This window comes from Agrobacterium sp. 20P9.1.2 (assembly GCF_057799395.1).
In genome coordinates, this window is sequence record NZ_JBYOKI010000002.1 from 164955 (window position 1) to 185671 (window position 20717).

Annotated in this window: 16 protein-coding genes; 3 read left to right on the forward strand and 13 right to left on the reverse strand. The window is 54.9% G+C overall.

The genetic code is table 11. The features are described 5' to 3' along the window. The 3 genes from AC27VJ_RS06620 to AC27VJ_RS06630 are packed head-to-tail and all read right to left on the reverse strand — an operon-like array spanning position 1 to position 3558. Complete coding sequence (locus tag AC27VJ_RS06620) at positions 1-771, reverse strand: polysaccharide deacetylase family protein (protein ID WP_488683328.1); 771 nt, start codon at positions 769-771, stop codon at positions 1-3. Beyond that, positions 755-2089, reverse strand: coding sequence for an O-antigen ligase family protein (locus AC27VJ_RS06625; protein ID WP_488683329.1), 1335 nt, complete (start codon positions 2087-2089; stop codon positions 755-757). The genes AC27VJ_RS06620 and AC27VJ_RS06625 overlap by 17 nt, the downstream gene beginning before the upstream one ends. Then, on the reverse strand, positions 2089-3558 hold the full coding sequence (locus AC27VJ_RS06630) for a GumC family protein (protein ID WP_488683330.1): 1470 nt from the start codon (positions 3556-3558) through the stop codon (positions 2089-2091). Before AC27VJ_RS06630 ends, AC27VJ_RS06625 begins: the two co-directional genes overlap by 1 nt. Before the next feature lie 126 nt (positions 3559-3684). Here AC27VJ_RS06630 and AC27VJ_RS06635 point away from each other — a divergent pair, with 126 nt between their 5' ends. Both AC27VJ_RS06635 and AC27VJ_RS06640 read left to right on the forward strand, forming a co-directional pair. Continuing rightward, on the forward strand, positions 3685-4974 hold the full coding sequence (locus AC27VJ_RS06635; RefSeq protein ID WP_488683331.1) for a lipopolysaccharide biosynthesis protein: 1290 nt from the start codon (positions 3685-3687) through the stop codon (positions 4972-4974). Next, entirely contained in the window at positions 4971-6059 is a 1089-nt protein-coding gene (locus AC27VJ_RS06640; RefSeq protein WP_488683332.1) for a hypothetical protein, read from the forward strand. Before AC27VJ_RS06635 ends, AC27VJ_RS06640 begins: the two co-directional genes overlap by 4 nt. Here AC27VJ_RS06640 and AC27VJ_RS06645 read toward each other — a convergent pair. The 10 genes from AC27VJ_RS06645 to rhtA form a co-directional block, all read right to left on the reverse strand. Beyond that, the gene (locus tag AC27VJ_RS06645; protein WP_488683333.1) at positions 6053-8215 is read right to left on the reverse strand and encodes a glycoside hydrolase; all 2163 of its coding nucleotides are present in this window, start codon (positions 8213-8215) and stop codon (positions 6053-6055) included. The genes AC27VJ_RS06640 and AC27VJ_RS06645 overlap by 7 nt on opposite strands. Beyond that, complete coding sequence (locus tag AC27VJ_RS06650) at positions 8212-9207, reverse strand: glycosyltransferase family 2 protein (RefSeq protein ID WP_488683334.1); 996 nt, start codon at positions 9205-9207, stop codon at positions 8212-8214. The genes AC27VJ_RS06645 and AC27VJ_RS06650 overlap by 4 nt, the downstream gene beginning before the upstream one ends. 116 nt (positions 9208-9323) lie before the next feature. After that, complete coding sequence (locus AC27VJ_RS06655) at positions 9324-10151, reverse strand: carbohydrate ABC transporter permease (RefSeq protein WP_488683335.1); 828 nt, start codon at positions 10149-10151, stop codon at positions 9324-9326. Continuing rightward, positions 10148-11032, reverse strand: coding sequence for a carbohydrate ABC transporter permease (locus AC27VJ_RS06660; RefSeq protein WP_488683336.1), 885 nt, complete (start codon positions 11030-11032; stop codon positions 10148-10150). The genes AC27VJ_RS06655 and AC27VJ_RS06660 overlap by 4 nt, the downstream gene beginning before the upstream one ends. A 68-nt stretch (positions 11033-11100) precedes the next feature. Continuing rightward, the gene (locus AC27VJ_RS06665) at positions 11101-12375 is read right to left on the reverse strand and encodes an extracellular solute-binding protein (RefSeq protein ID WP_488683789.1); all 1275 of its coding nucleotides are present in this window, start codon (positions 12373-12375) and stop codon (positions 11101-11103) included. Between the two features lie 76 nt (positions 12376-12451). Then, positions 12452-13525: an ABC transporter ATP-binding protein gene (locus AC27VJ_RS06670; RefSeq protein WP_488683337.1), complete on the reverse strand. Its 1074-nt coding sequence runs from the start codon at positions 13523-13525 to the stop codon at positions 12452-12454. 7 nt (positions 13526-13532) lie between these two features. Further along, the gene (gene arfA, locus AC27VJ_RS06675; protein WP_488683338.1) at positions 13533-15044 is read right to left on the reverse strand and encodes an arabinosylfuranosidase ArfA; all 1512 of its coding nucleotides are present in this window, start codon (positions 15042-15044) and stop codon (positions 13533-13535) included. Between the two features lie 126 nt (positions 15045-15170). Continuing rightward, positions 15171-16100 carry an ArsR/SmtB family transcription factor gene (locus AC27VJ_RS06680; protein ID WP_488683339.1) on the reverse strand — a complete coding sequence of 310 codons (930 nt, stop codon included), beginning with the start codon at positions 16098-16100 and terminating at the stop codon, positions 15171-15173. 112 nt (positions 16101-16212) lie between these two features. Then, on the reverse strand, positions 16213-17172 hold the full coding sequence (locus AC27VJ_RS06685) for a GNAT family N-acetyltransferase (RefSeq protein WP_488683340.1): 960 nt from the start codon (positions 17170-17172) through the stop codon (positions 16213-16215). A 143-nt stretch (positions 17173-17315) separates the two neighbouring features. Then, positions 17316-19592 carry a TonB-dependent siderophore receptor RhtA gene (gene rhtA / locus AC27VJ_RS06690; RefSeq protein ID WP_488683341.1) on the reverse strand — a complete coding sequence of 759 codons (2277 nt, stop codon included), beginning with the start codon at positions 19590-19592 and terminating at the stop codon, positions 17316-17318. A gap of 161 nt (positions 19593-19753) precedes the next feature. Between rhtA and rhrA the strand changes: the two genes are divergently transcribed. Then, positions 19754-20710, forward strand: coding sequence for a rhizobactin biosynthesis transcriptional regulator RhrA (gene rhrA, locus AC27VJ_RS06695; protein ID WP_488683342.1), 957 nt, complete (start codon positions 19754-19756; stop codon positions 20708-20710). Positions 20711-20717: the final 7 nt, after the last annotated feature.

Genomic DNA, 20717 nt, shown 5'->3' on the forward strand with positions numbered 1-20717 from the left:
CTATTCTGCAATGTGCTGAAGGGCGTCACGCACGGGCAAGACAAGACAGCCCTTTGAGACGGCGTAATGAACAAGCGTGGCGAAGGTTTCACGCCGACAGCCATAGGGGGTCGGCGTTTCGCTCACATCATGCGTGAAGAAAATCAGCCAGCCCGGCTGCGCAAGCACGGCATCGATCTGACTGGTGAGAGCCAGAGCATCGCTTTCCGGCTGCCTGATCTCCATGCCCCAGAGATAGGAGCGATTGACCACGCCGCGATTGATACGATCTCCACCACCGCGCGCTGTCGTATAGCGCTTCGCAAAGGCCTGCCGATGGCGAAGGGAGCCTCGATTATAGGGATAGGCAAAGTTTCGTCTCCCGATGTTGGGATCGAAGCTGTCCAGCATGTCCCTGTTGCGGTCGAGATCGCGTTCCAGCGCGTCGCCCGACAGGGTACGCACTGCACTGTGTGCAAAGGTGTGGCATCCAATTTCGTGACCGGCATCCGCAAGCAGCTTGCAGCCTTCAGCCGAGATCAACTCTCGGTCCGCCTCCTTGTTACCCAAGAGACCGCCCGCGATGTAAAACGTTCCCTTGACGCCATGTTCGTCAAGAATACGCGCGCCTGCGGAATGCGCCGTTTCTGGAACGTCGTCGAAGGTGAAGGACACGATGGGGCGCGTGCACGTCACGTTCAATGTGGAAACGGGAAAGGCGCGGACGGCCCGCTCCGCGACGCGATCCTGCACATGCTGCAGCTTTGAAACGGCCTTAGACAGCAACGGCATGTTTCCCCTCCCACTCGGCTTTTCGTTCTTCCACAAGGTTCATGCGCGACTGCATTTCCAGACCGAAAATGGAGACCAGGAGGAAAAAGCAGATCGGACTGCCGCTCTGGAAAAAGATAACTTCAAGACAACCGGCATAGATGACGTAGAGCCAGACGCGCATGAACAGGCGCGACAGCGCCGGGCTATTCGGAGTAGGCCCAAGCCGCCCCACCGCGCGCAGAGGTACGAAAATCACCAATGCGATGGTCAGGAGAAACCCCGGAATTCCAGTCGTCAGCAGGGCATCGACATAGGCATTATGCCCATTGAAGGCCTTCACAGCCCAAGTTTCCAGACCAGCAGAACTCTGCGTGATATCAGAGGTTTGCCAGAAACCCTGAAAACCGTACCCAAGAATGGGCGACTGGGTGATGGCGTCAAAGGCGATCTTCCAGATGTCGGTTCTGTTGGTGAAAGTGGGATCGACGCCGAGTGCCGCGATCAATCCGCGAAAGCCTTCGGACTGTGCCGCGCCGAGAGCCAGAAGATTGAAGGCCAGAATACCGCCGACAGCAATGGGCCATCTGGTCCAGCGGAATTTCTCGAAGACCCATTGCAGACCAAGGATCAGCGGCAGCATGGCGGTCGAGGATTTACCGCCTGTCTGAATGAGGAAGAAGACGGACAGGACGATGACCGCGAGCCCGCTCTTTTTGTAACCGACACTGCGAAAATAGAGACCAAAGAATGCGGCCACCAGCATGACGGCGGCGGCAAGATTTTTGTGGGAATATTGACCTCTCCAGAAGCCCGCATTCATGGGCTCGATCAACTCGTCCGCCTGATGGATCGACAGCCTTGGCAGAAAAATTACGCCAAAATAGGCCATGCCAAGCGTAATGGCCGTTCCGATCAGCATCAGCCTTGCGAACTGCTTTTCGGAGCGCGGGAGCAGTAGGAACATGCCAGCATTGGCGCAGGTCAATATGGCAAGGATGGTCCTTTTGATCCCATCAACCGGATAATGCGAAAGAGCGGATGAGATCAGGAACCATGAGAAAAGAGCAATAACGAGCCATTGCGGCTGGCATATTCGCGACCGCAGGGGATGGGTGAGCGCGGCATAGACCGTCAGTAACGTCAAAACAAGGAAGGTCAGCTGGTTGATGAGATTGGAGCCGCCGGTGGCATCCGACCCGCTGGCCTCGACGCTGACGAGATCCACGAAGGGATTGGTGGTGATCCAGAAAAACAGGAAGAGGCCCATGAAGACCAGCGTTCTGATCCTAGCCTGAAGCCCTGTTCCGTCCACCCCCAACGCCGCCGTTTTCTGCATCAGCCTGCCCGCTCAAAACGCCAATTGTTTTGCTTGAGAACGAGGAAGAGACGTGTTGCCAGAACGGCGATGACGCCGAGGATTAGCCCAGCGAGAACACCGCCGATGGCAAGAAGCAATGTTGGCGGTGGCCAGCTGCGTTTTTCGGGCGGCACGGGTTCTGTTACGATGCGGAGATTGGAGACGCTGATCTGCTGCTGCTCACTGGTTTCGCCGACGCGCTTCAGGAACGTATCGTAAAGTGCGGATTTTGCCTGGCTGTTGCGCTCCAGCTCCTGCAACTGAACCTGCGCGCTATCATCGGTGGAGACTCGTTTCTGCGCTTCTTCAAGCTGGGTGCGCAGCGTTGCAACAGAGTTTTCCGCCTGGTTGAGATCAACCTGAATGGTCTGTAGCGACCTCTCGGTCTCCCGCGCCATTTCAGCCCTTAGCGTACCGAGCTGTGCACGCGCGCTGACAAGCCTTGGATAACGTGTGCCGTAAGTCAGCGCCAGTTCCTCATATTGCTGCTTCAGCACGCTATATTGCGACCGCAGTGCAATCAGCGTCGGCGAATCCAGTGTGTCGGAAGGTGTCACGCCATCGGCAGCCGGTTGGCTCAGGCGGCGGTAACGTGACTGAACGTCTGACAGTCGCGACGACGCCTCATTCAAAAGCGTGTTCAGTTGCGACACGCTCTGAACATTAACGGAGCCCGTGCCACCGAGATTTTGAAGATTGTTATCCTGACGGAACTGCACAACGGCATTTGCCGCCTGCGTTGCCGCCTGCCTCAACTCCTCAAGCCGGTTGGAAAGAGCCTGGCTTGCATTTCTGGCAAGGTCGGTCTGTGTTGCCTCCAGCTCTTCCCGGAAAGACTGGGCCAGTGTCGAAAGAACACTGACTGACCTACCAGAATCTCGGGTCCAGAGGCTGATGGAGACCAGATAAGTGCCGCCCTGTCGGGCGACCTTGATGCGCTTGGCAAGGTTGCGCATGGCAACGACCACGCCATCATCTGCGGGGGCTGGGCTTGCCGGTTTCAACCAGCTGAACAGCCCTTCCTCGGTATCGACGGCGGAATTGAATTCCGGCAATTGCTGAAGATTCTCGCGCTCGACGGTCCGACGCAGGACATTGCCGGAGGTGATCAGCAGCAGCTTGCTGGAAATATCCAGAATTTGCGCGTCGCTTTGAATATTGGGTGTCGTCAGTTCATTCGGCACCACCTGACCCGTGGGCGGCGGCAAGAGAATGTCCATGCTGGATGTGTAACGCGGCTTCACCGCCATGCCAAAACCAACCGCAAGCACACCACCAAGAAGTGCAAAAACAACGATAAACAGCAGGCCACGCCGGAGCCATATCAGCAGTTTTGCAGGCGTTATCAAGGGTTCGGCAGTGGTCGAACCGCGTGGATGAACGCTTACGCGAGGCGCTGAATCGTCAAAAACGGGTTTCGCCCGCTTCTCGGCTGGGTACTCGTACATGCGCTACCGTAACCTCTATATCAATCAAAACGAAACGTTTTTAGTATATACGATCTTACTAAATCACATAGTCCGCTGATAAATAGTTTACAGCACGTCTATTTTTGCGGCATGGAGATGAACCGTATGAGCAGCAGCGACAAAAAGGACAAGCCACGGTTGATCGGCATGCTGCTGTCCTACAGCGCGTCCTCGGCCAGCCTATTGATTGCCAATGCAGCGCAGCTCGTCACCTTCGCGATTCTGGCGCGCTCCTTCGGCGCGGAGGAATTCGGGCGCTATGTCTCTTTCATCGCCATCACCAGCATCGCCGTGCATCTATGCGGTCTTGGCGCATCGGAATGCCTTGTCCGACGCGTGCCGCAAGACCCCAGCTGCTTCCCGCGTATTTTCGGCCACAACCTCATCCTTACTTTCGTCAGCGGTGCAGTTCTGTTGGCACTCGGCACCGCCATATTGCCGGAGTTCATAAGCTTTGGCGAAACGACCAGCCAAAGCGTTCTGACCACCTTTCAGCTGGTGCTGACCAATGTCGTGCTGGTGCGGCTGATCATGCTGGGCGAAAGCATCTTTCTGGCTCATGGCAAATACGGGGCAGCCAATGCGTCCGTGGTCGGCTTCGCTTTCATTCGCACGATTACGGCAGCGTTCGCCTGTTTTGCCTTTCATGTTTCAACGGTTGAAAGCTGGGCGACCTGGCAGCTTGCGGCCCATCTCGTCACACTCATCCTCTACGCCTTCATCGCGTTTCGCATCGGGCGTCCGAAATATGTCATTGAGCGAGACGAAATCCGGCTTGGGCTTTTGTTCGCGACGCCGTTTATTTTCCGCGCCATCCGCCAGAATGTCGATTTGCTGGTGCTTGGCTTTGTGGCTGGTGCCGAACTGGTGGGCAGCTACGGGGTTGCGCGCCGAATTACAGACAGCAGCTACATGGCCATCGATGCGCTGAACCGACTGGTTTATCCACGCCTTGCCGTGGCCAGCATGACCGGCATTCACAATGCCTTTCGCCTGACGATCCGTATTCTCGGCGTGGCTCTCGCGCTCGGTCTCGTGGCGGCTATCGTGATTTACGTCTCCGCCTCCTTCATGCCTTTGATCTTCGGCCCGGAATATGTCTCTCTGCCGCATTTCCTACGGATCATGGCGTGGCTCATCGTTCTGGTCGCCGTCTGGTCTATCGCCGTGGATTTGCTCGGAGCGGCAGGTCGGCATTCGTCACGCGCATGGGTTTTAAACCTGTCCAACGGCATCGGCGCGATCCTTATCGGAGCCGCCGCCTGGGCTTGGCCGCCCTATGGCATTTTCATCGCAGGTTACATGATTGAGCTGAGCATTGTCGTGGCGGCATGGATCGTCGTCAAAGTCCATGTCACGCGCTCACTGGAGAAAAGTCGGGAGGTCCAGCCATGACAGCAGATAACGCCACCAAGATCAGACCTGCGGAGCCGGCTGACGTTCCCCAAATCGCTGACCTGTTTGCCAGCGTATTTCGAAAACGCACGAAGCCGGACAAGGCCGACCTCAGCACCTACATGTCGCAACTCATGTTTTCGCACCCAAACTACACGCCTGAAAACGGCAGCATGGTGTCTGTCGATCATGCCGGCAATGTCAAAAGCGCACTGACGACCTTGCCGCTTTCCTATCGCATCGGCGAAAAAAGGGTGATCGCGCGGCTGGCCTGCACCTTCATGGCCGCAGAGGATGCCAATCCCCGCGGTATTGCGTCGCTTATTTTTCAGCTGCGGCCGCGCACAAACCAGATCAGCTTTTCCGATAGCGCCGCCCGCGTCAGCATTTCACACCTGAAGGCCATTGGCGGCACCGAACTTCCGGTCCAGGGCCTGCGCTGGTACAAGCTCTTCAAGCCTTTACCATCTGCGTTGGGCTATATCCGGCGTCGTGTCTCGCAGAAATATCCCTTCATTCTGAGCGCAGGCGCGCTGCCTGAACCTGTCACTCTTGCAGGGACGACAACGTCAGCAGGATATAGCGCCTCGCAGGCAACGCCTGCTGTCTTCGCAGAATACGCCAATCGTTTTCTCAGTGGCTTCGTCGTCGCACCGGTCTATACAGCCGAGGAGATCGAGTGGACGATCAACGCCTCAAGCGGTCCAAGTGGCCGTGGCAAGCTCGCTCTTACGCAGGTGCATGACGAAAATGGCGATACATGCGGCGTCTTCTCTTTCGCCGGCGCGCGCGGTGGTGAAGCGCAAATCCTCGACCTTCTGGCGCAGGATGGCAAACACGAAGCGGTATTGGAGACAGCTTTCGCGGCATTGAAAGAGGCCGGCTTCGCCTTCGCCTCAGCACAGCTTCGGCCGGAAATGATACCGTCCTTGTCGAAATATAATGGCATCTGGTATCGCCACGTCACCGGCGTTTCCGCTTCCTCCCGTTCCACTGAATTCAGGCAGGCCATGCTCAGCGGTCAGGCCTATATTGGCGGCATCGCCGGTGAAAGCTGGAGCCGCCTGGTGCGGGATTTTTACTGAGTGGTTTCTAGAAGAAAATAAGTGGTCGGACCTTGAGGCGTATCATTCGTCAGCGTCACCGCCTCCCCGCCTGCGGAACTAATCACCGGCGGATAAACCCGTCCATCCAGACCAACCGGAGAAATCCTGAAAGCACCGGTGGCTTTGAACGTCAGGCCAATCTCCATTCGACGGATCATAACCGGGAGCCGCCCGAAATCCTCGATAACCCGTTCATCCGCATCTCGAAACGTCATGCCCGTATTGTGGGCATCGGAAGCCATGATCAGCAATTGTCTCTTGCTGCTTTCCAGCGGCAGATCATCCAGCGATGACATTGCGAACAACCCACGCCCATCTGCCGATTGCACAGTGGCAAAGCCGAGATCGACAGGCTCATCGATCTTGTCGAAAGCCAGCGCCTCGGTCTTGGGCGAGCGTAGCGCAAGGCTTTTCTCCGGCGCATCCAGCTGTAATTCGCCGGTTTGGCTGACGACACGTCCCTGATCGAGATCGGTTGGGTGGGCAGCATCCAAAGTGCCAGCCTGCTTCAACTGCGCGACGATTTGCATCGGTGTCTGGCCACTGCGCACGGGTTGAACGGCGACAGCACCACCTCCGCCATTCCCGGGCTGAAGGCCAATTGCCCCGACCAACCCGAGACGGGTCAATATCTCCGGCTCCATATCGTTGATTCCATCAGGCAAACCAGCCTGCCCATCGACGAGAAACGGGATGCGAACTGAGGCAGCTGTCGCATCGCCCCGTCGAAAGACGAGTGCGCTCAATGTTTCTCCAGCACGCGCGACGGGATCGAGCGCGATGGCATAGGGAAGCATCTGTTTTTTGTGCGGAACATCTTCGCCATAAGACAGGATGATGGGACCGTGGGCATGCCTGCACAACACATCCCAATTCTGCAAAGCCGCGAAGGCAGGCGCGGCAAGCCCTGCCTCATATCGATAAGGGCTCCAGAACAGATGGTCATACTCGGTCACGAAAAAAGGCCGCCCCAGCCAGCGCGCAGCCCCTATGGTTCTGAGATAAAGCAGGCCGTCTTCCAGCGAGCTTTTGCCTTGAATGCTGGTGCCCGGCGCATAGGAATCGACCCAATCCTGATAGGTGTTCATCGCCACCGCATCCTGAATGCTGCGCGTGATTCCGGTCTGGATAGTCGGCCAGTTGTTGTAGGGAAGGATGATGCCCCGAAAGCCGAGGTCTCGAAACGCCTTCGTCACGCGGCCTGTGGCCTGTTGCTCCACCTCGATGAAAAAGGATTGCAGGTCGCGCATCCGCTCACTGCGCTCGTAACGATTGGTTGGCAGGGCGATAGAGCGGTTGAAAAGTTCGCCGCTTGTGGCCCACCATCCCCACTCCGCAACAAGCGCTTCTGTCGTGCCGTATTTCTTGAAAAGCCAATCGTTGAACAGCGGCTTCAGGCGCTCGGAAAACACGCTGCCCCGCACATTCTCCTGCATCATGGAGTCGAACTCCAGACCGTTCTCGTTGAACGGCACGATTGCGACGAGGGCTGGATCACGAATAGGCGCTACACCGGTATAAGGATTGACCTTGGCCAGAACGAGCTGCTGAAACTTGAGCCAATGCTCAAAATCCCGGTCATCGATCTGAACACCTAGCTTCAGATCACCCTTAACCTCCCACCGATCACCAAAACCGCCAAAGGCTCCGCGCGATGAGCTAAGCCCGTCCATGATCCAATAGATGCCGTTCCGCTTCAAGGCGGCCATGAGATAATGGATGCGGTTAAGAACCTCCGGATTAAAATCGAAATCCGTCGTGCGCCCTTCCATCAGCGCTGCATCGACATAGTGAAAACGCGCAATATTGTAGCCGTGCATCTTCAGCTGCGCCGCATATCGATCCGCCGTTGCGTGATCGGGAAACCCGCCGGATGCAGGGCTCCATGCCAGAGAGGCGCAGAGGAAGCGCTGAGATGTCTCACTGTCGCCAGCCTTCGCCAGTTTCCCGGCGGAATTGATGACAATCCGGCTAGCGTCATCGATAGGCGGGTTAGGAAGTATGGTGGAGAAATCCAGTGGACTGCCGGGCTGAACTTCCAGCGACACGTCCCGCACCGGCAGCCATTCAGCCGCACGAACCTGCTGGCAAAACAGCAGGCAGGCGACGAGGCTGGCTAAAACGGCATGCTTCATTGCGACTTCAGAAGTTTGCTTTCGATCCATCGGTCCGGCGGCTGGCGAGAACCAAAGAAGCCGAGCGGCAAGGCCGCGGCATGGAAGCACCATGCAACAACGGCATAAAACCCCAAAGACAGGCTTTTCTGCTTGATACTCATGAGAACGACCGGAAGCAGAAGGGCAACGAGAAATGCGATGAAGCCGTAAGCACTGAAGAAGCCTGCAATCAGACACACCAGCACTATGGCCCACCACAGATAAACACCGAACCACAGCCGTATCTCGGAAAGCTCATTGGTCAAAGCTTTCAATCGCGACTGTTCCGACCCGGCCCGCAAAAGCTCTCCAACGCCTCGAAGATATTTCGAGGACCAGCGGCGGGTCAGGAGCACATAGGAATTGATGCTGTGGCCGAAGTGATCGACAAATCTTCGGTCGAGACGGTAAAGCGTCCAGCCCCGCATGCGCAGACGCTGGCCCAGATCGAACTCCTCGTAGCCGTGAAGATTTCGATCCGAAAAATATCCCACCTCTTCAATCGCCGCACGCCGATAAAGCCCGCCCCCATTCAGTCGATCAAGAACACCGCTGCGATTTTCAGGCGCGTTTCTCTGCACTCGTCGGGTGAATTCAAGGTTGTCGAGATTGACCTCGTTGACATGCCCACTCACGCCCGCGACCTTTGGATTGTCATTCAGATATTCCAGAGCGGCGGGCAAAAACGCCGCATCCAGCAGCATGTCTCCGTCCATCAGGCAAACAAATTCGCCTTTGCTGTACTGAAATCCAAGCTGAGGACCAATCCCGCAACTGGCTTTGGCAGGCGCTTCAATCTGCGCGATGATGACGGGATAACCGGAGGCGATCTCAACAGTCCTGTCCCGCGACCCACTATCAGCAACGATAATCTCGCCGTCCATGCCCTGCAAAGCAGCCATGACGCTTTCGATAGCCGCTGCAATGCGCTTTTCTTCGTTGAGCGTTTTGAGGATGACCGATATCTTCAAACCCGAATCCTGCAACCAGTAAGCGATGAGGTGAAATTACACTCTGTGGGCGGAATGTATATACGAGTTTGCTTAAATTATTAACAAGGGTTGCGTGGCTTTGGGTGCAACACAGCTCATCCTTTGACGCCGGAGGATATCATGATTGCATCGGTTACCCGTCGCTGGAATATGACATAGGCGAGGATGACCGGCAGCGCCGCCAGCATGGCTACAGCCATCAGTCTGGCATAGGCCACACCGAAAGCATCGTTGACCTGCGTGATTCCAACCGGAATGGTCATCATGTTCTCCGAAGTGACGACGAGGAATGGCCAGAAAAATGCGTTCCACACAGTGATGAAGGTGACGATCGCCATGGCAGTGGTAATCCCCCAATTCAGGGGCAGATAGACCTTGAACAGGATCGTGTACTCACCGCCGCCATCGAGAACCACGGCCTCCCTCATTTCTTTCGGCACGCTATCGAAGAACTGCTTGTAGACGATGATGACGATGGGCGTGATCAGTTGGGGTAGAATGATGCCGGCCCAGGTGTTGATGAGGTTCAGATTTTTCATGAGAATGAACTGCGTCACCACGAGCGTCTGCGCAGGCACCATAAAGCTTGCAAGCACGACGCCATACAGCAAGCGCCGTCCGGGAAAACGTATCTGGGACAGCGCGTAAGCGCAAAGCATGGATATGAACAGCACGGACACTGTGACGATTACCGCTGTACCAATCGAATTCACGTACCAGGTCAAAAGCCGGGTGTTGAAGATCGCGTCAATATAGGCCTTTAGCCGAAACTCATCTGGAAAAAGCGACATATTGCCAGCCACATTCTCATCGGAACGTATAGACGTGACGAAGGTCCAGTAGAGGGGGAATATCCATACGATGGCCGCTGAAAATGTCAGCAGGGTCAGAATGACGTTTTCCAGTCTCTTCGTCGGGCTCATGCGTTTCTCCTTATGCGCAGCAGCTGGAATTGCAGCACGGAAACAATGACGATCAAAAGGAAGAGGACAGTGGCGACGGCAGAAGCATAACCACCATTGTTCAGCTGAAAGGCCTCGCGGTAGACCTTGAGCAGAAGCACGAAACTGGAATTGAATGGACCGCCGCCGCTCAGCAGGTAAATCTGGTCGAAAATCTTCAGTTGCAATATCAGCTGTAACGTCAGCACAAGCGCGGTGACCGGCCACAGCAGCGGCCAGGTAACCCGACGAAATTTTTGCCAGGTTGTCGCACCATCCAGCGCAGCCGCCTCATAAAGCTCTGTTGGAATATTTCTCAAACCAGCAATGAAAAGCAGAACATTAAAGCCATTCGTCCACCAGATGGTCACGACGGCAACCATAGGCATGACCCAATATGGATTCTTGAAAACGGCAATCGGCTTGCCAGCAATCAACGAAATGACCGGCTGAAGAATGCCGAATTGCAGGTCGAGCATCCAGGCCCACATTTCTGTTACCACCGAGACTGGCAGGACATAGGGAAGGAAAAACAGGCTCATGACTATCGTCTGCTTCACACCCTTGAGACGGCTGACCGCCAGCGCTATCAGCAAAGCGATCACCGTCGTTGGCACAACAGTCAGCAGCACGAAATAACCATTGTTTTTCAGCGACGTTACGAACAACCGATCGCTGAACAGCTTCACATAGTTTTCAAAACCAACGAAATCGCCATCCCCGATCAAAGGCGCGTTGGTGAAACTCATTCGCACCATCTCGATCATCGGATAAGCGAAGAAGGTGCCGAAAACCACGATAAAGGGCGTCACCATTGAAAGCGCAATCAGCGACTTCTTACGCCTGTTTTCAATCATCGCCATGGGATGCCTCCGAGACTGCCAGCATTGTGAGATGTCCTCCGGCACTCACGCCGAAGGACAAATGCAGGTTATTTAAGTTTGCCCTGGAGCTCTTCCTTGATCTGCTCAACGGCGTCGGCACCACTCATGTAACCCTGAATGGATGGAGCGATGATGTTGAGTGCAGCGTCGTAGGCCGGTGATGCGACCCCTGTGATGGTGGTCTTTGGGTCGAAGACAGCGGCCTCGGCCAATGAGGCATAGGTCGCATTCGGCTGCATTGCCTTGTACTCACTGCTTTCCGTGACGGATTTGTAGGCTGGGATATGTCCGGCATCGGCCCAGGTGATGGCGTGTTTTTCCATCCAGCCAATAACCTTCATCACCGCTGTGCGTTTTTCACCGGAGATCGTCTTGTCACCCTCGTTTGGAATCGCGAACGCGTGGGAATCTGCCCATGTCGCACGTTTGCCCATCAACGGTGGAACCTCGACGGCGCTCCACTTGAAGCCCAGCTTTCCGCTCTTTGCCAGATCGTTGTAGGTCGGGACCTCCCAAACGCCGTTGAGCTGGAACGCGGATTTGCCCGCAGAGAAAAGCGCAACGGAGGCTTCGTATTCGGCCTGCTCAGGTGCCCACCCGTTTTCCCGCCACTTGGACATGATGTCGATCACCTTGGCTGCCTTTTCCGCGTTGTCCCCGACCAGCACCTCATTGTTGGTCACCAACTCACCGCCCTGCTGCGACAGCAATGTGTAAAAGACGCGCCAAACACCACCCTCACCGCCGGACTGATAGGTCAGAGGCGTTTGAACCCCGTGGTCCTTTGCCCATGCCAGAGCGGCTTCAAAATCCTCTATGAATTTTATACCGGTCAGTTTGCCGTCTGCATCGAGATAGGGCGAACCCTTCAGAAGGTCGGCATTATAATAGAGAATGAGCGCATGAATATCGAATGGCACTGCATAGAGCTTGCCATCATGCGTAGCAGCTTCAATGGGGGCGCTGAAGAAATCACTCGTCTTTAACCCAGCATCATCGAGGTCTTTCTGCGTGATCTCGCTCAAGACCTTTTCTTCCAGGCCAAGCGGCGCGCGCGACAGGTGATAGGTCATGATATCAGGCCCTTCACCCACGGCCGATGCAGTGCGAACCTTGGTGTAGAAGGGAACACCCCATTCAAGCGTCGTACCTTTGATTTGAATGTCGGGATGCTCCTTGTTGAAGGCACTGATCAGCGCCTTCATGCGCACGCCATCTCCACCCGCAAGGAAATCCCACCAAATCACGTCCTGTTTTGCCAGCGCAGGAAGCGCCGTCAGACCAAGGACCGTGCCAATAAGCAATGTCTTGATAAGTCGCATCATTCACTCCTCCCGTTTCATCATCGTCCACGTTTCAGGGATGTTTTGGTCCTGTCGATATGCGCCTCCTCCGCGCCTATCGCAGCCTGTTACCCTCGCTATCAAAGACCAGAATGTGCTGAGACAAGGCACTCAGCGTTACCGATTTTCCGTCCAGACTTTCGCGTGAGCCCTGCCTTTGAACGACGAGTTCTTTGCCGCTTTTTGTGCGGGTATAGAGATAGGAAACATCGCCCAACTCCTCGGCTACCTCGACATTGACGGGTAGCGCTCCGTCGACTCCAATCAGAAAATGCTCAGGCCTTATGCCAATCTCGATCCGCTGGCCCGTTGGAACCGCGTGAGACAACTTTGCCTGCAAAGGCTTTTCACCCCCTTCGATAGAAAATGTAACGACATCTCCCTGCTGAGAGATGATTTCAGCCTGCAGGAAATTCATCGCCGGAGAGCCTATGAAGCCTGCAACGAAACGGTTGTCCGGATCATCATAGAGGGTCAGTGGCGAGCCGGCCTGCTGAACAACCCCGTTTTTCAAAACGAAAATCTTGTCGGCAAGCGTCATGGCCTCGACCTGATCATGCGTGACGTAGATCATCGTTGCGCCGAGCTTACGGTGCAATCGTGTCAGCTCCAGCCGCATTTGCACGCGCAGTTCTGCATCGAGGTTGGACAGGGGCTCATCGAACAAGAACACCTCGGGCTGCCGGACGATAGCTCTGCCAATAGCGACGCGCTGCCGCTGCCCGCCGGAAAGCTGCGATGGACGCTTCTGCAGCTTGTCTTCCAGCTGAAGTACCTTTGCGGCTTGGCCTACCCTCTCATTGACCTCCGCTTTTGGTCGATGCGCCAGCCGCAAGCTGAAGGCCATGTTTTCGAACACAGTCAAATGCGGATAGAGTGCGTAATTCTGAAAAACCATGGCCACACCACGGTCTGCCGGCTCAACCGCTGTTACGTCTTTTCCAGCGATATCAATCTGTCCGCCGCTGGTTTCCTCAAGTCCGGCGATCATGCGCAGCAGGGTGGACTTGCCACAGCCGGAAGGACCGACAAAGACGGCGAAACTGCCGGTTGGAATTTCCATCGAGACGTCGCGGATCGCTGTGAACGACCCGAACGACTTGGCGACATGTGTGAGACGGACACCCATCAGAGCCTCACTGAACCTTTATCCGCAGGACATGGTAAGACAGTGCTGGAACCGAACCCCTCACGACCCCGTCCTGCACAGCGACACCCGCGCCTTGAACCGGCACGACACGATCAGGGTGATCCGGACCATTGCCGGTACGCAGATCATATCCGGCCATAGAAAGGTGCAATGCGAGTTCCGGCGATGCGAAACCCGTTAGGCTGACGTTCAGGTCTGCCGCTTCGGTCAGGTGGCGATTGAGAATGAAAAGCGTGACGAGACCCTCATCCTCATTATGAACGCCCGCGACATCGAGATATTTCACATCATCGGCGGCATTGCAGTCATATATCGGGCAATCGACAGCAACGTTCAGGGCGGTTCCTCTGCCATAAAGAGATGCGAACTGATAGGGGTAATAAATGGTCTGGCGCCATGCGGGCCCGCCCTTCTCTGCGCGGATGGGCGCGATGACGTTGACCAGCTGCGCGATGCAGGCAATACGAACGCGGTCCGAACGCCGGATGAATTCGTTCAACAGACCCGCGACGAAAAGCGCATCTTCGAAATTATAGGTTTCCTCCAGCAACGCAGGCGCTTCCGGCCAATCCCAGCTTTTGTAGCGCTTTCCGTCCTCTTCGCGAATATGGTACCAGACATTCCATTCATCGAAGCAGATAGTGACATCGTTCTTGGCGCGCTTCTTGGATTTCACGTAATCTATGACACCAGCAATGGTCTGGATGTAGCGTCCCGTTTCCTCGATCTTGCCGAAATAGTTCAGTGTATCGTGGCTGCTGTTGCCGAAATATTTGTGTAGCGAAATATGATCGACGTTTTCGTAGCACTCCTCCAGAACTTCGCGTTCCCATTCGGGATAGGTCGGCATGCTGTCATTGGAGCTGCCACACACGATCGCCTCTATCGTCGGATCGAAGCCTTTGAATGCCTTCGCGGTTTCATTGGCAAGCCGCCCATACTCCACCGCCGTCTTGTGGCCGATCTGCCATGGACCGTCCATCTCGTTTCCGAGGCACCACATTTTGACGCCATGCGGCTTTTCAACACCATGAGTGCGACGAAGATCGCTCAGTGTCGTACCGCCGGGGAAATTGACATATTCCAGAAAGTTGCGGGCGTCATCGAGACCACGCGAACCGAGGTTGATGGCAAGCATCATTTCAATGCCTGCAAGCTTGGCCCAATCGGCGAATTCATTGACGCCGATCTGATTGGTTTCCTTGGAGCGCCATGCGAGGTCAAGGCGGATCGGTCGCTGGTCGCGGGGCCCGATACCGTCTTCCCATCGATAGGCCGAGACAAAATTTCCGCCGGGATACCGAATGGCGGGAATTTTGAGATCCTGCACGAATTTCAGAACGTCTTTTCGAAAGCCGTTCTCATCTGCCTGAGGATGCCCTGGCTCATAGATCCCGCCATAAATGGCCCGGCCCATATGTTCGATGAAGGCAGAATATAGGCGATCGTCAATGCGCCCAATCTGGAAATCCCGGTGGACTGAAACCCGCGCTTTCATAGGCTCTCCTCCCATGCGCATATATATCTTAAAATATGATATAAACCATATTTCATGATATTGATGCAGAGAGACGGGCAGGATGTCAACCGGTAAAATAATACTAATTAGAAGTTGGGATGCACATCAACTTGCCGTGCGTAAGCGCAGAACGATGTCCTGATTATAATTGCCAAAGCCACGCCCGAAAATATTGAGCCCGCCGGGATGGCGCGCATCGGCCTTTACCTCAATGCGCAGTCGAATTGACCGGTGGCTCGAAAGGTCGATGTCAGACAGCGTGACATCCGAAATACGCGTCCCATCCACATAAGTGCCTTGGCTGGTAATCCGCCATGTTTTGAGCATTCCATATTGCGAGCCGGAAAGCTTCCACCAGTCCGGCGTGAATGTGCCTCGCTTATCCCCAAAGTCGCCGGGCGAGGTCCAGACGCCGATTTCCTGACCGTTGACGGATAAGGTGATATCGGACGGCCAGTTGGTGTGAGTGCCGGGAACTTCCGAACTCACCTCCATGGCGAATTCGACTTCCTCCACAGTCCGACCCTGGATTTTAGCGTTATTGGGAAACTGGTACTCTACGAACCCTGATGTAAACCAGAGCAATGCTGCCTTCATGCGGTCAGGGTCCATGAACGTATCTGGCACGTCAAGCAGACCTATGATTCCCTCCGGCGAGCAGATTCCGCAAGGGCCGGTAACGGCGCTTTGCGTGTACAGACCAAGGGGCATGGCGACGGCAATGTGATTGGACGCAGCCGGTTTTTCCGGCTCTCTAAACGAGATGACAAGTTCGTCGCATGTTGCAAAACAGATTTTCTGATTGCCCTTGCGCGCTTTTCGCGTCTCCGTCCGCAGAAGACCTGCCTCCTCCAGCATCGTGACACTGGCAGAGACGGTTGACTGCGGAAGCTCTAGTCGCTCGGCGATTTCATTGACATTGAGACCATGACTATCATGCAGCAGCTTCAATATCTGAACGCGCATCAGCGATGCCGCAGCCTTGACTATGTTGAAGTCTTTTTCCGCATCAATGAGAAGAATATTGGGCGCCATCGTCTCAGCTTCAGATTTTTCGATTTAGATCGGAAAATCTGGCCTGAAAACATGATCGTTGTCTAGGGGGTGCCCACAGGAAAACAACGTGCGTAAATCGATTTCCGCTCACCTAATTGGCTGCATGCCACAAGCGATCCGCAAAAAATCTCTGACGGGTGATGGCCATGATCGCTGCGTGCTTAGTCGGCAGATTGACGCTCTTCACATGGGAAAAGCCCGATTTCTGGAGATTGCGCAATTGCCGATGATGGTTGCTGCTTGGCTCCTGCACGATAGATTGAGTTCGGGGATCGTCCAGAAACATGAAGTGGAGAAGCGAAGGTAGCCATGCGGTGAACCAGTCACGACCACGGCAAGCTTCATCCCCGACGATCACATGGCAGCCTCTGCCGTAATCTCCGGCGTCGCAGAAGGTGCCGACAATATCTTCTTTAGCCCAATAGACTTCGAAATAGGCGAATGCCTTCCCATCGAAACGGCCAATCAGCGGCATGATGTGCGGATCGGCAAACATGCCCTCCAGATAGCGGCGATGCCTGTCTTCGTCGCCAGCCTCGTGCCAGAACTCGTTAACCCGTGGATCATTCATCCAGCGATGAACGATGGGCAGATCGTCAAGCGTGGCCACATCAAGCGAAAACACGCCGCCTAACCAGGGAATATAGCGAGCGTAGACGGTTCCCGTTGGCTTTGGTGGCCGCAAGGGATGCGCTATCCTGCCATCGAAAATGTCATGCCGTGGGAAAGCAGCTGCGGCAGACGACGTCCACAAGCCGGTGGTCTGCCAGAACATATCTGCAAGCACCACCAGCTCCGTAGCCGACGCATTCTCCTGCGGCCAAATTCCATTGCGTGATAGCTCATCCCGAAGGTCCGACCATGTCTCATCCTCAAGCACCAAAGATTGAAGCGCGGGCAGTGAAGAAAACAGATACTCGAAAACGGCACTCACCAACCGCCAGCGGCTACCCACATCGCTTGAAATATCGACAAGCTCAATATGCGCATGAGAACCGTTCAGAGCAAACCGGAACGTAGCATTCGCTCCTCGTTCGGAGGAGACGAACAAGACAAAATCTCTTCGACGCACCTCGACGGCATGCGGACCGTCGAGGCAAAAAGCTCGATACACGACAGGGTCGGACGCCCAAGCCGATGAAGGGCGTCCTAGGGTATTGACGATACCGTGCCGTATGTCACCCTGATGATCCATCAGAAGACTTTCGTCAGCGACACGGCGAAAGTACGACCGCGTCCCTTGTAGTCGAAGATTTCGTTGGCGACGGATTGACCCACCGTGCCGCCGTAAAGTGCTTTTGCACGGGAGCCCCAGACGGTCGTGTAATCCGTATCAAAGAGATTCTGAATACCAAAATTCAATGTCGTATTGGCTGTCTCAAATTTGTAGCCGCCCGTGAGATCGAAAAGCGTATAACCTTCAATTTTGAAGTTGTCGGCATCTGTCAGATCGAAAATATGCTGTCCTGTAAATTTGAGGCTGAGTGCATCGTTCGTCCAGCCGACATAACCGCCGACCTTGGAAACACTCGCATTTTGTACTGTTGCTTTTTCCCAGCCATTGTCACCCTTAACGTCGGTGCGAACCCATTGGCCCAACACCCCGACGTCGAAACCGTGATCGAGCTTTGCTCCGACTTTGCCTTCAATGCCGTAAACCCGCTTGTCTTCGTTCAGCACATTCACGGCAAGTGACGTGCGATCAAGCGTTATCGACTTATCAGATAGTGAATAATAAGCAGCCGTTTCCACGTTGTAAGTGCCATCATCAAAACGATATCCGACTTCTACGGAGTTCGTTTTAATTGCCTGAAGCGCAGAATCCGCAACATTAACGCTGTTGCCCAATACGTATCGACCAGCGCCGTTGAGCGTATAGCTACCGACACCATAGTATTTGGCGGGATCAGGCAGTTCTACGCCTTGGCTGAAGTTGGCATAGATTTGCTGGGCATTGGTTATTTCGTAAGTCGCACCGAAATTGAAAAGAAAATCATCATAGCTGACACTACCACCCGGGATGGAATCGGCCGAAGTTCCCACACCTTGAATGATTGCAACCTGCTGTGCAGCACCTACAAAGTCGGATACCTTCGTATAAACGAATTGGTACCGTGCGCCGCCAGTCAAAGTCAGCCGATCCGTGGCTTCGTACGACGCCTCTGCAAAGCCAGCGACGGTGGAAACCTTAATGTCTGGATAAAGACCCGCTATTCCAATCGTATCAAAATTAAGCCCGCCGCTCGAGGAGGCTGTTGCATAGTCAAAAACGTTTTGATGGGACGAAAGGGCATCATGGTCCGCGTCGATACCGTACGTAATTTTCAGTTTATCTGTTGGTTCTGCAACGAGCGCAGCCTTGCCGGAAAAGTAATCTGTATCCTGCGCACTGCCGCCAAAGTAAAAACCGTAAGGCGGTGATGAAGCGTTGGACGCCGGGAATGGGCTGAACGATATGCGCTCTTTACGAAACGCGCCTTGAAGCAACAATTGCTGACCGTGAAAATCTTCGTCCGTATAGGTGGCATTAAACATGGTGCGTTGAGTACGAGGATTAAAGTCCGACTCGTACCCATTTCGCGTTTCAAAAAGTGACGGGTTTCTGGTCAGGAAACCATTGAGATTGGCTCCGTAATAAAGACCGTAATCGGAGTCCTGCTTACTATCGTAATACTGCCCCGACAGCTCCAACCTCCGCGTATCGTCGATCTGGAAACCAACAGACCCTAAGAAATCCAAACGCTTGTTGAACGCCGTTGAAGTCTGAACAATGTCCGGTATGACCATGGTGCCACTACCGTCGTAGTAAGCACCACTGCGGTTGCCCGCGATGGAGAGACGTGCGTCCCAATTTTCTGCGTTATAGGTCACAGCGCCCTTGGCGAAGCGGTCGAAATCCTGGCTTCCGGCAAAGCCGGTTTCCGCACCAATGGTGACTTCGCTGTGCATGCCGGGTTGGGCGTCCTTGCCCTTTTTGGTGATGATGTTGATGATACCGCCGGTTGCGTTACCACCGTAGATGGCTGTCGCGCCGGACAAGACTTCGATGCGCGCGATATTGAAGGGGTCAATCGAGTCGAACTGGCGGCTCAATCCGCGTGCGGAGTTCATGGATACGCCATCGATCAGCACGAGAGCCGTACGACCGCGAAGGTTTTGACCATAAGAAGTTCTGGCACCGTCGCTGGCAGGGTCGAAGCTTGGGACCGTATCGGCAAGTATCTGCTGAACGGACTTTCCGGCATTGGCCTGCGAGGAGATTTCTTCGCTTTCCACGACGTAGATCGTCTTGGCGGTTTCGGAAATTTGCTGCGGTGAACGGCCACCCGTCACCACGATGGTTTCCAGAACCGTCGAGCCCCCGCTCGCCTGCGTATTTTCAGCCGCATCCTGCGCCTGCGCTGCTGCATGCAAACCCGTTGCAACGGCGATAGCCAACAGGCTAACACCAATATTCCATTTTCCGTTCATTTCGCCCCCGATGCACAAAAAATCCCCGCAGCCGTCCAACTGCGAAAAATACAAGACTATTTTTATCATGTTTTATGAGTTAAGACGTTGAAGCGCTTGGATGAGAACGAACACGTTTTGGATAATTGCGAACATCAACAATAAAGACGGGTTGATTTTTAATGGAAATAATTCGGCCTCTCAAACTCGGGACCATTTCTCTGCCCGACTCCGAAAGCAGGCTCGTTTGCCGCACCATTTTGCTGGATATGCTGGGTGAAGCGACGATCACGGTCGAGGATGGTGACTTGGCTGGTGTCACCGGGCTTTTCTGGAAACACGTCGATCTTTCGCTTGCAACGCTCTACCTTCCCAAAACACCACTGCGCCTCACCGCAAATGGCATTGGCACCCCTGACATCGTCATGCTTCGGGCGACGGACGGCCCAATGATCGTGCATCATCGCCAGCAGACATTCACGCTGGCGTTGAGGGACGTCATTCTGCTTCCGGCGGATACGTCTTCGGAAATTGTTTTGCCGGAGGGTGGCAGGTTCGATTGTGCGCATCTGCCGCATTCTGCCGTTGCGCCGGTTCGAAAATCGCTTGATAGCCTGCTGCTGCGACGGTTCCAGGCGGAGTGCCTGCCCCTGCAATTGCTCACGAATTATGCAGGCTATCTGTTGCGACAAGACCATCAGGACAAAGACCATGCCAGCATGATGGTCGCGCATTTCTATTCCCTGCTGCCGGTTCTCGCGCAGCAGGTGAAGGATGATAACAACCCGCCGGATGTGCCGCAAAACCGGGTGGAAACGATGAAGGCGCTGATTGAGGACAATCTGGCGGACGGCTCATTCTCCATCACCGATGTCGCCAAGGCCGAAGGCATTACGCCGCGAGCCATCCAGAAGATTTTCAGCCGGACGGGCACGACATTCTCTCGCTATGTGCTGGAACGGCGGCTAGTCCTGGCCAAGACCCTGATCCTGTCCGACACTGCAGCGACGCCGATCAGCCAGATAGTCTACAGCGTCGGCTTCAACGACCTGTCCTATTTCAACCGGACATTCCGCAGCCGGTATGGCATACGCCCCACGGATTTGCGGCGTATGACAGGGCAAAACGAAGAGGCGTGACGGAGGG

What these genes read in the sequence shown, in the direction of transcription:
- AC27VJ_RS06630 (WP_488683330.1), bottom strand. Translation starts at nt 3,558, where the DNA reads ATGTACGAGTACCCAGCCGAGAAGCGGGCGAAACCCGTTTTTGACGAT.
- AC27VJ_RS06640 (WP_488683332.1), top strand. Translation starts at nt 4,971, where the DNA reads ATGACAGCAGATAACGCCACCAAGATCAGACCTGCGGAGCCGGCTGAC.
- AC27VJ_RS06620 (WP_488683328.1), bottom strand. Translation starts at nt 771, where the DNA reads ATGCCGTTGCTGTCTAAGGCCGTTTCAAAGCTGCAGCATGTGCAGGAT.
- AC27VJ_RS06665 (WP_488683789.1), bottom strand. Translation starts at nt 12,375, where the DNA reads ATGCGACTTATCAAGACATTGCTTATTGGCACGGTCCTTGGTCTGACG.
- AC27VJ_RS06680 (WP_488683339.1), bottom strand. Translation starts at nt 16,100, where the DNA reads ATGGCGCCCAATATTCTTCTCATTGATGCGGAAAAAGACTTCAACATA.
- AC27VJ_RS06655 (WP_488683335.1), bottom strand. Translation starts at nt 10,151, where the DNA reads ATGAGCCCGACGAAGAGACTGGAAAACGTCATTCTGACCCTGCTGACA.
- AC27VJ_RS06660 (WP_488683336.1), bottom strand. Translation starts at nt 11,032, where the DNA reads ATGGCGATGATTGAAAACAGGCGTAAGAAGTCGCTGATTGCGCTTTCA.
- AC27VJ_RS06625 (WP_488683329.1), bottom strand. Translation starts at nt 2,089, where the DNA reads ATGCAGAAAACGGCGGCGTTGGGGGTGGACGGAACAGGGCTTCAGGCT.
- rhrA (WP_488683342.1), top strand. Translation starts at nt 19,754, where the DNA reads ATGGAAATAATTCGGCCTCTCAAACTCGGGACCATTTCTCTGCCCGAC.
- arfA (WP_488683338.1), bottom strand. Translation starts at nt 15,044, where the DNA reads ATGAAAGCGCGGGTTTCAGTCCACCGGGATTTCCAGATTGGGCGCATT.
- AC27VJ_RS06645 (WP_488683333.1), bottom strand. Translation starts at nt 8,215, where the DNA reads ATGAAGCATGCCGTTTTAGCCAGCCTCGTCGCCTGCCTGCTGTTTTGC.
- AC27VJ_RS06635 (WP_488683331.1), top strand. Translation starts at nt 3,685, where the DNA reads ATGAGCAGCAGCGACAAAAAGGACAAGCCACGGTTGATCGGCATGCTG.
- rhtA (WP_488683341.1), bottom strand. Translation starts at nt 19,592, where the DNA reads ATGAACGGAAAATGGAATATTGGTGTTAGCCTGTTGGCTATCGCCGTT.
- AC27VJ_RS06670 (WP_488683337.1), bottom strand. Translation starts at nt 13,525, where the DNA reads ATGGGTGTCCGTCTCACACATGTCGCCAAGTCGTTCGGGTCGTTCACA.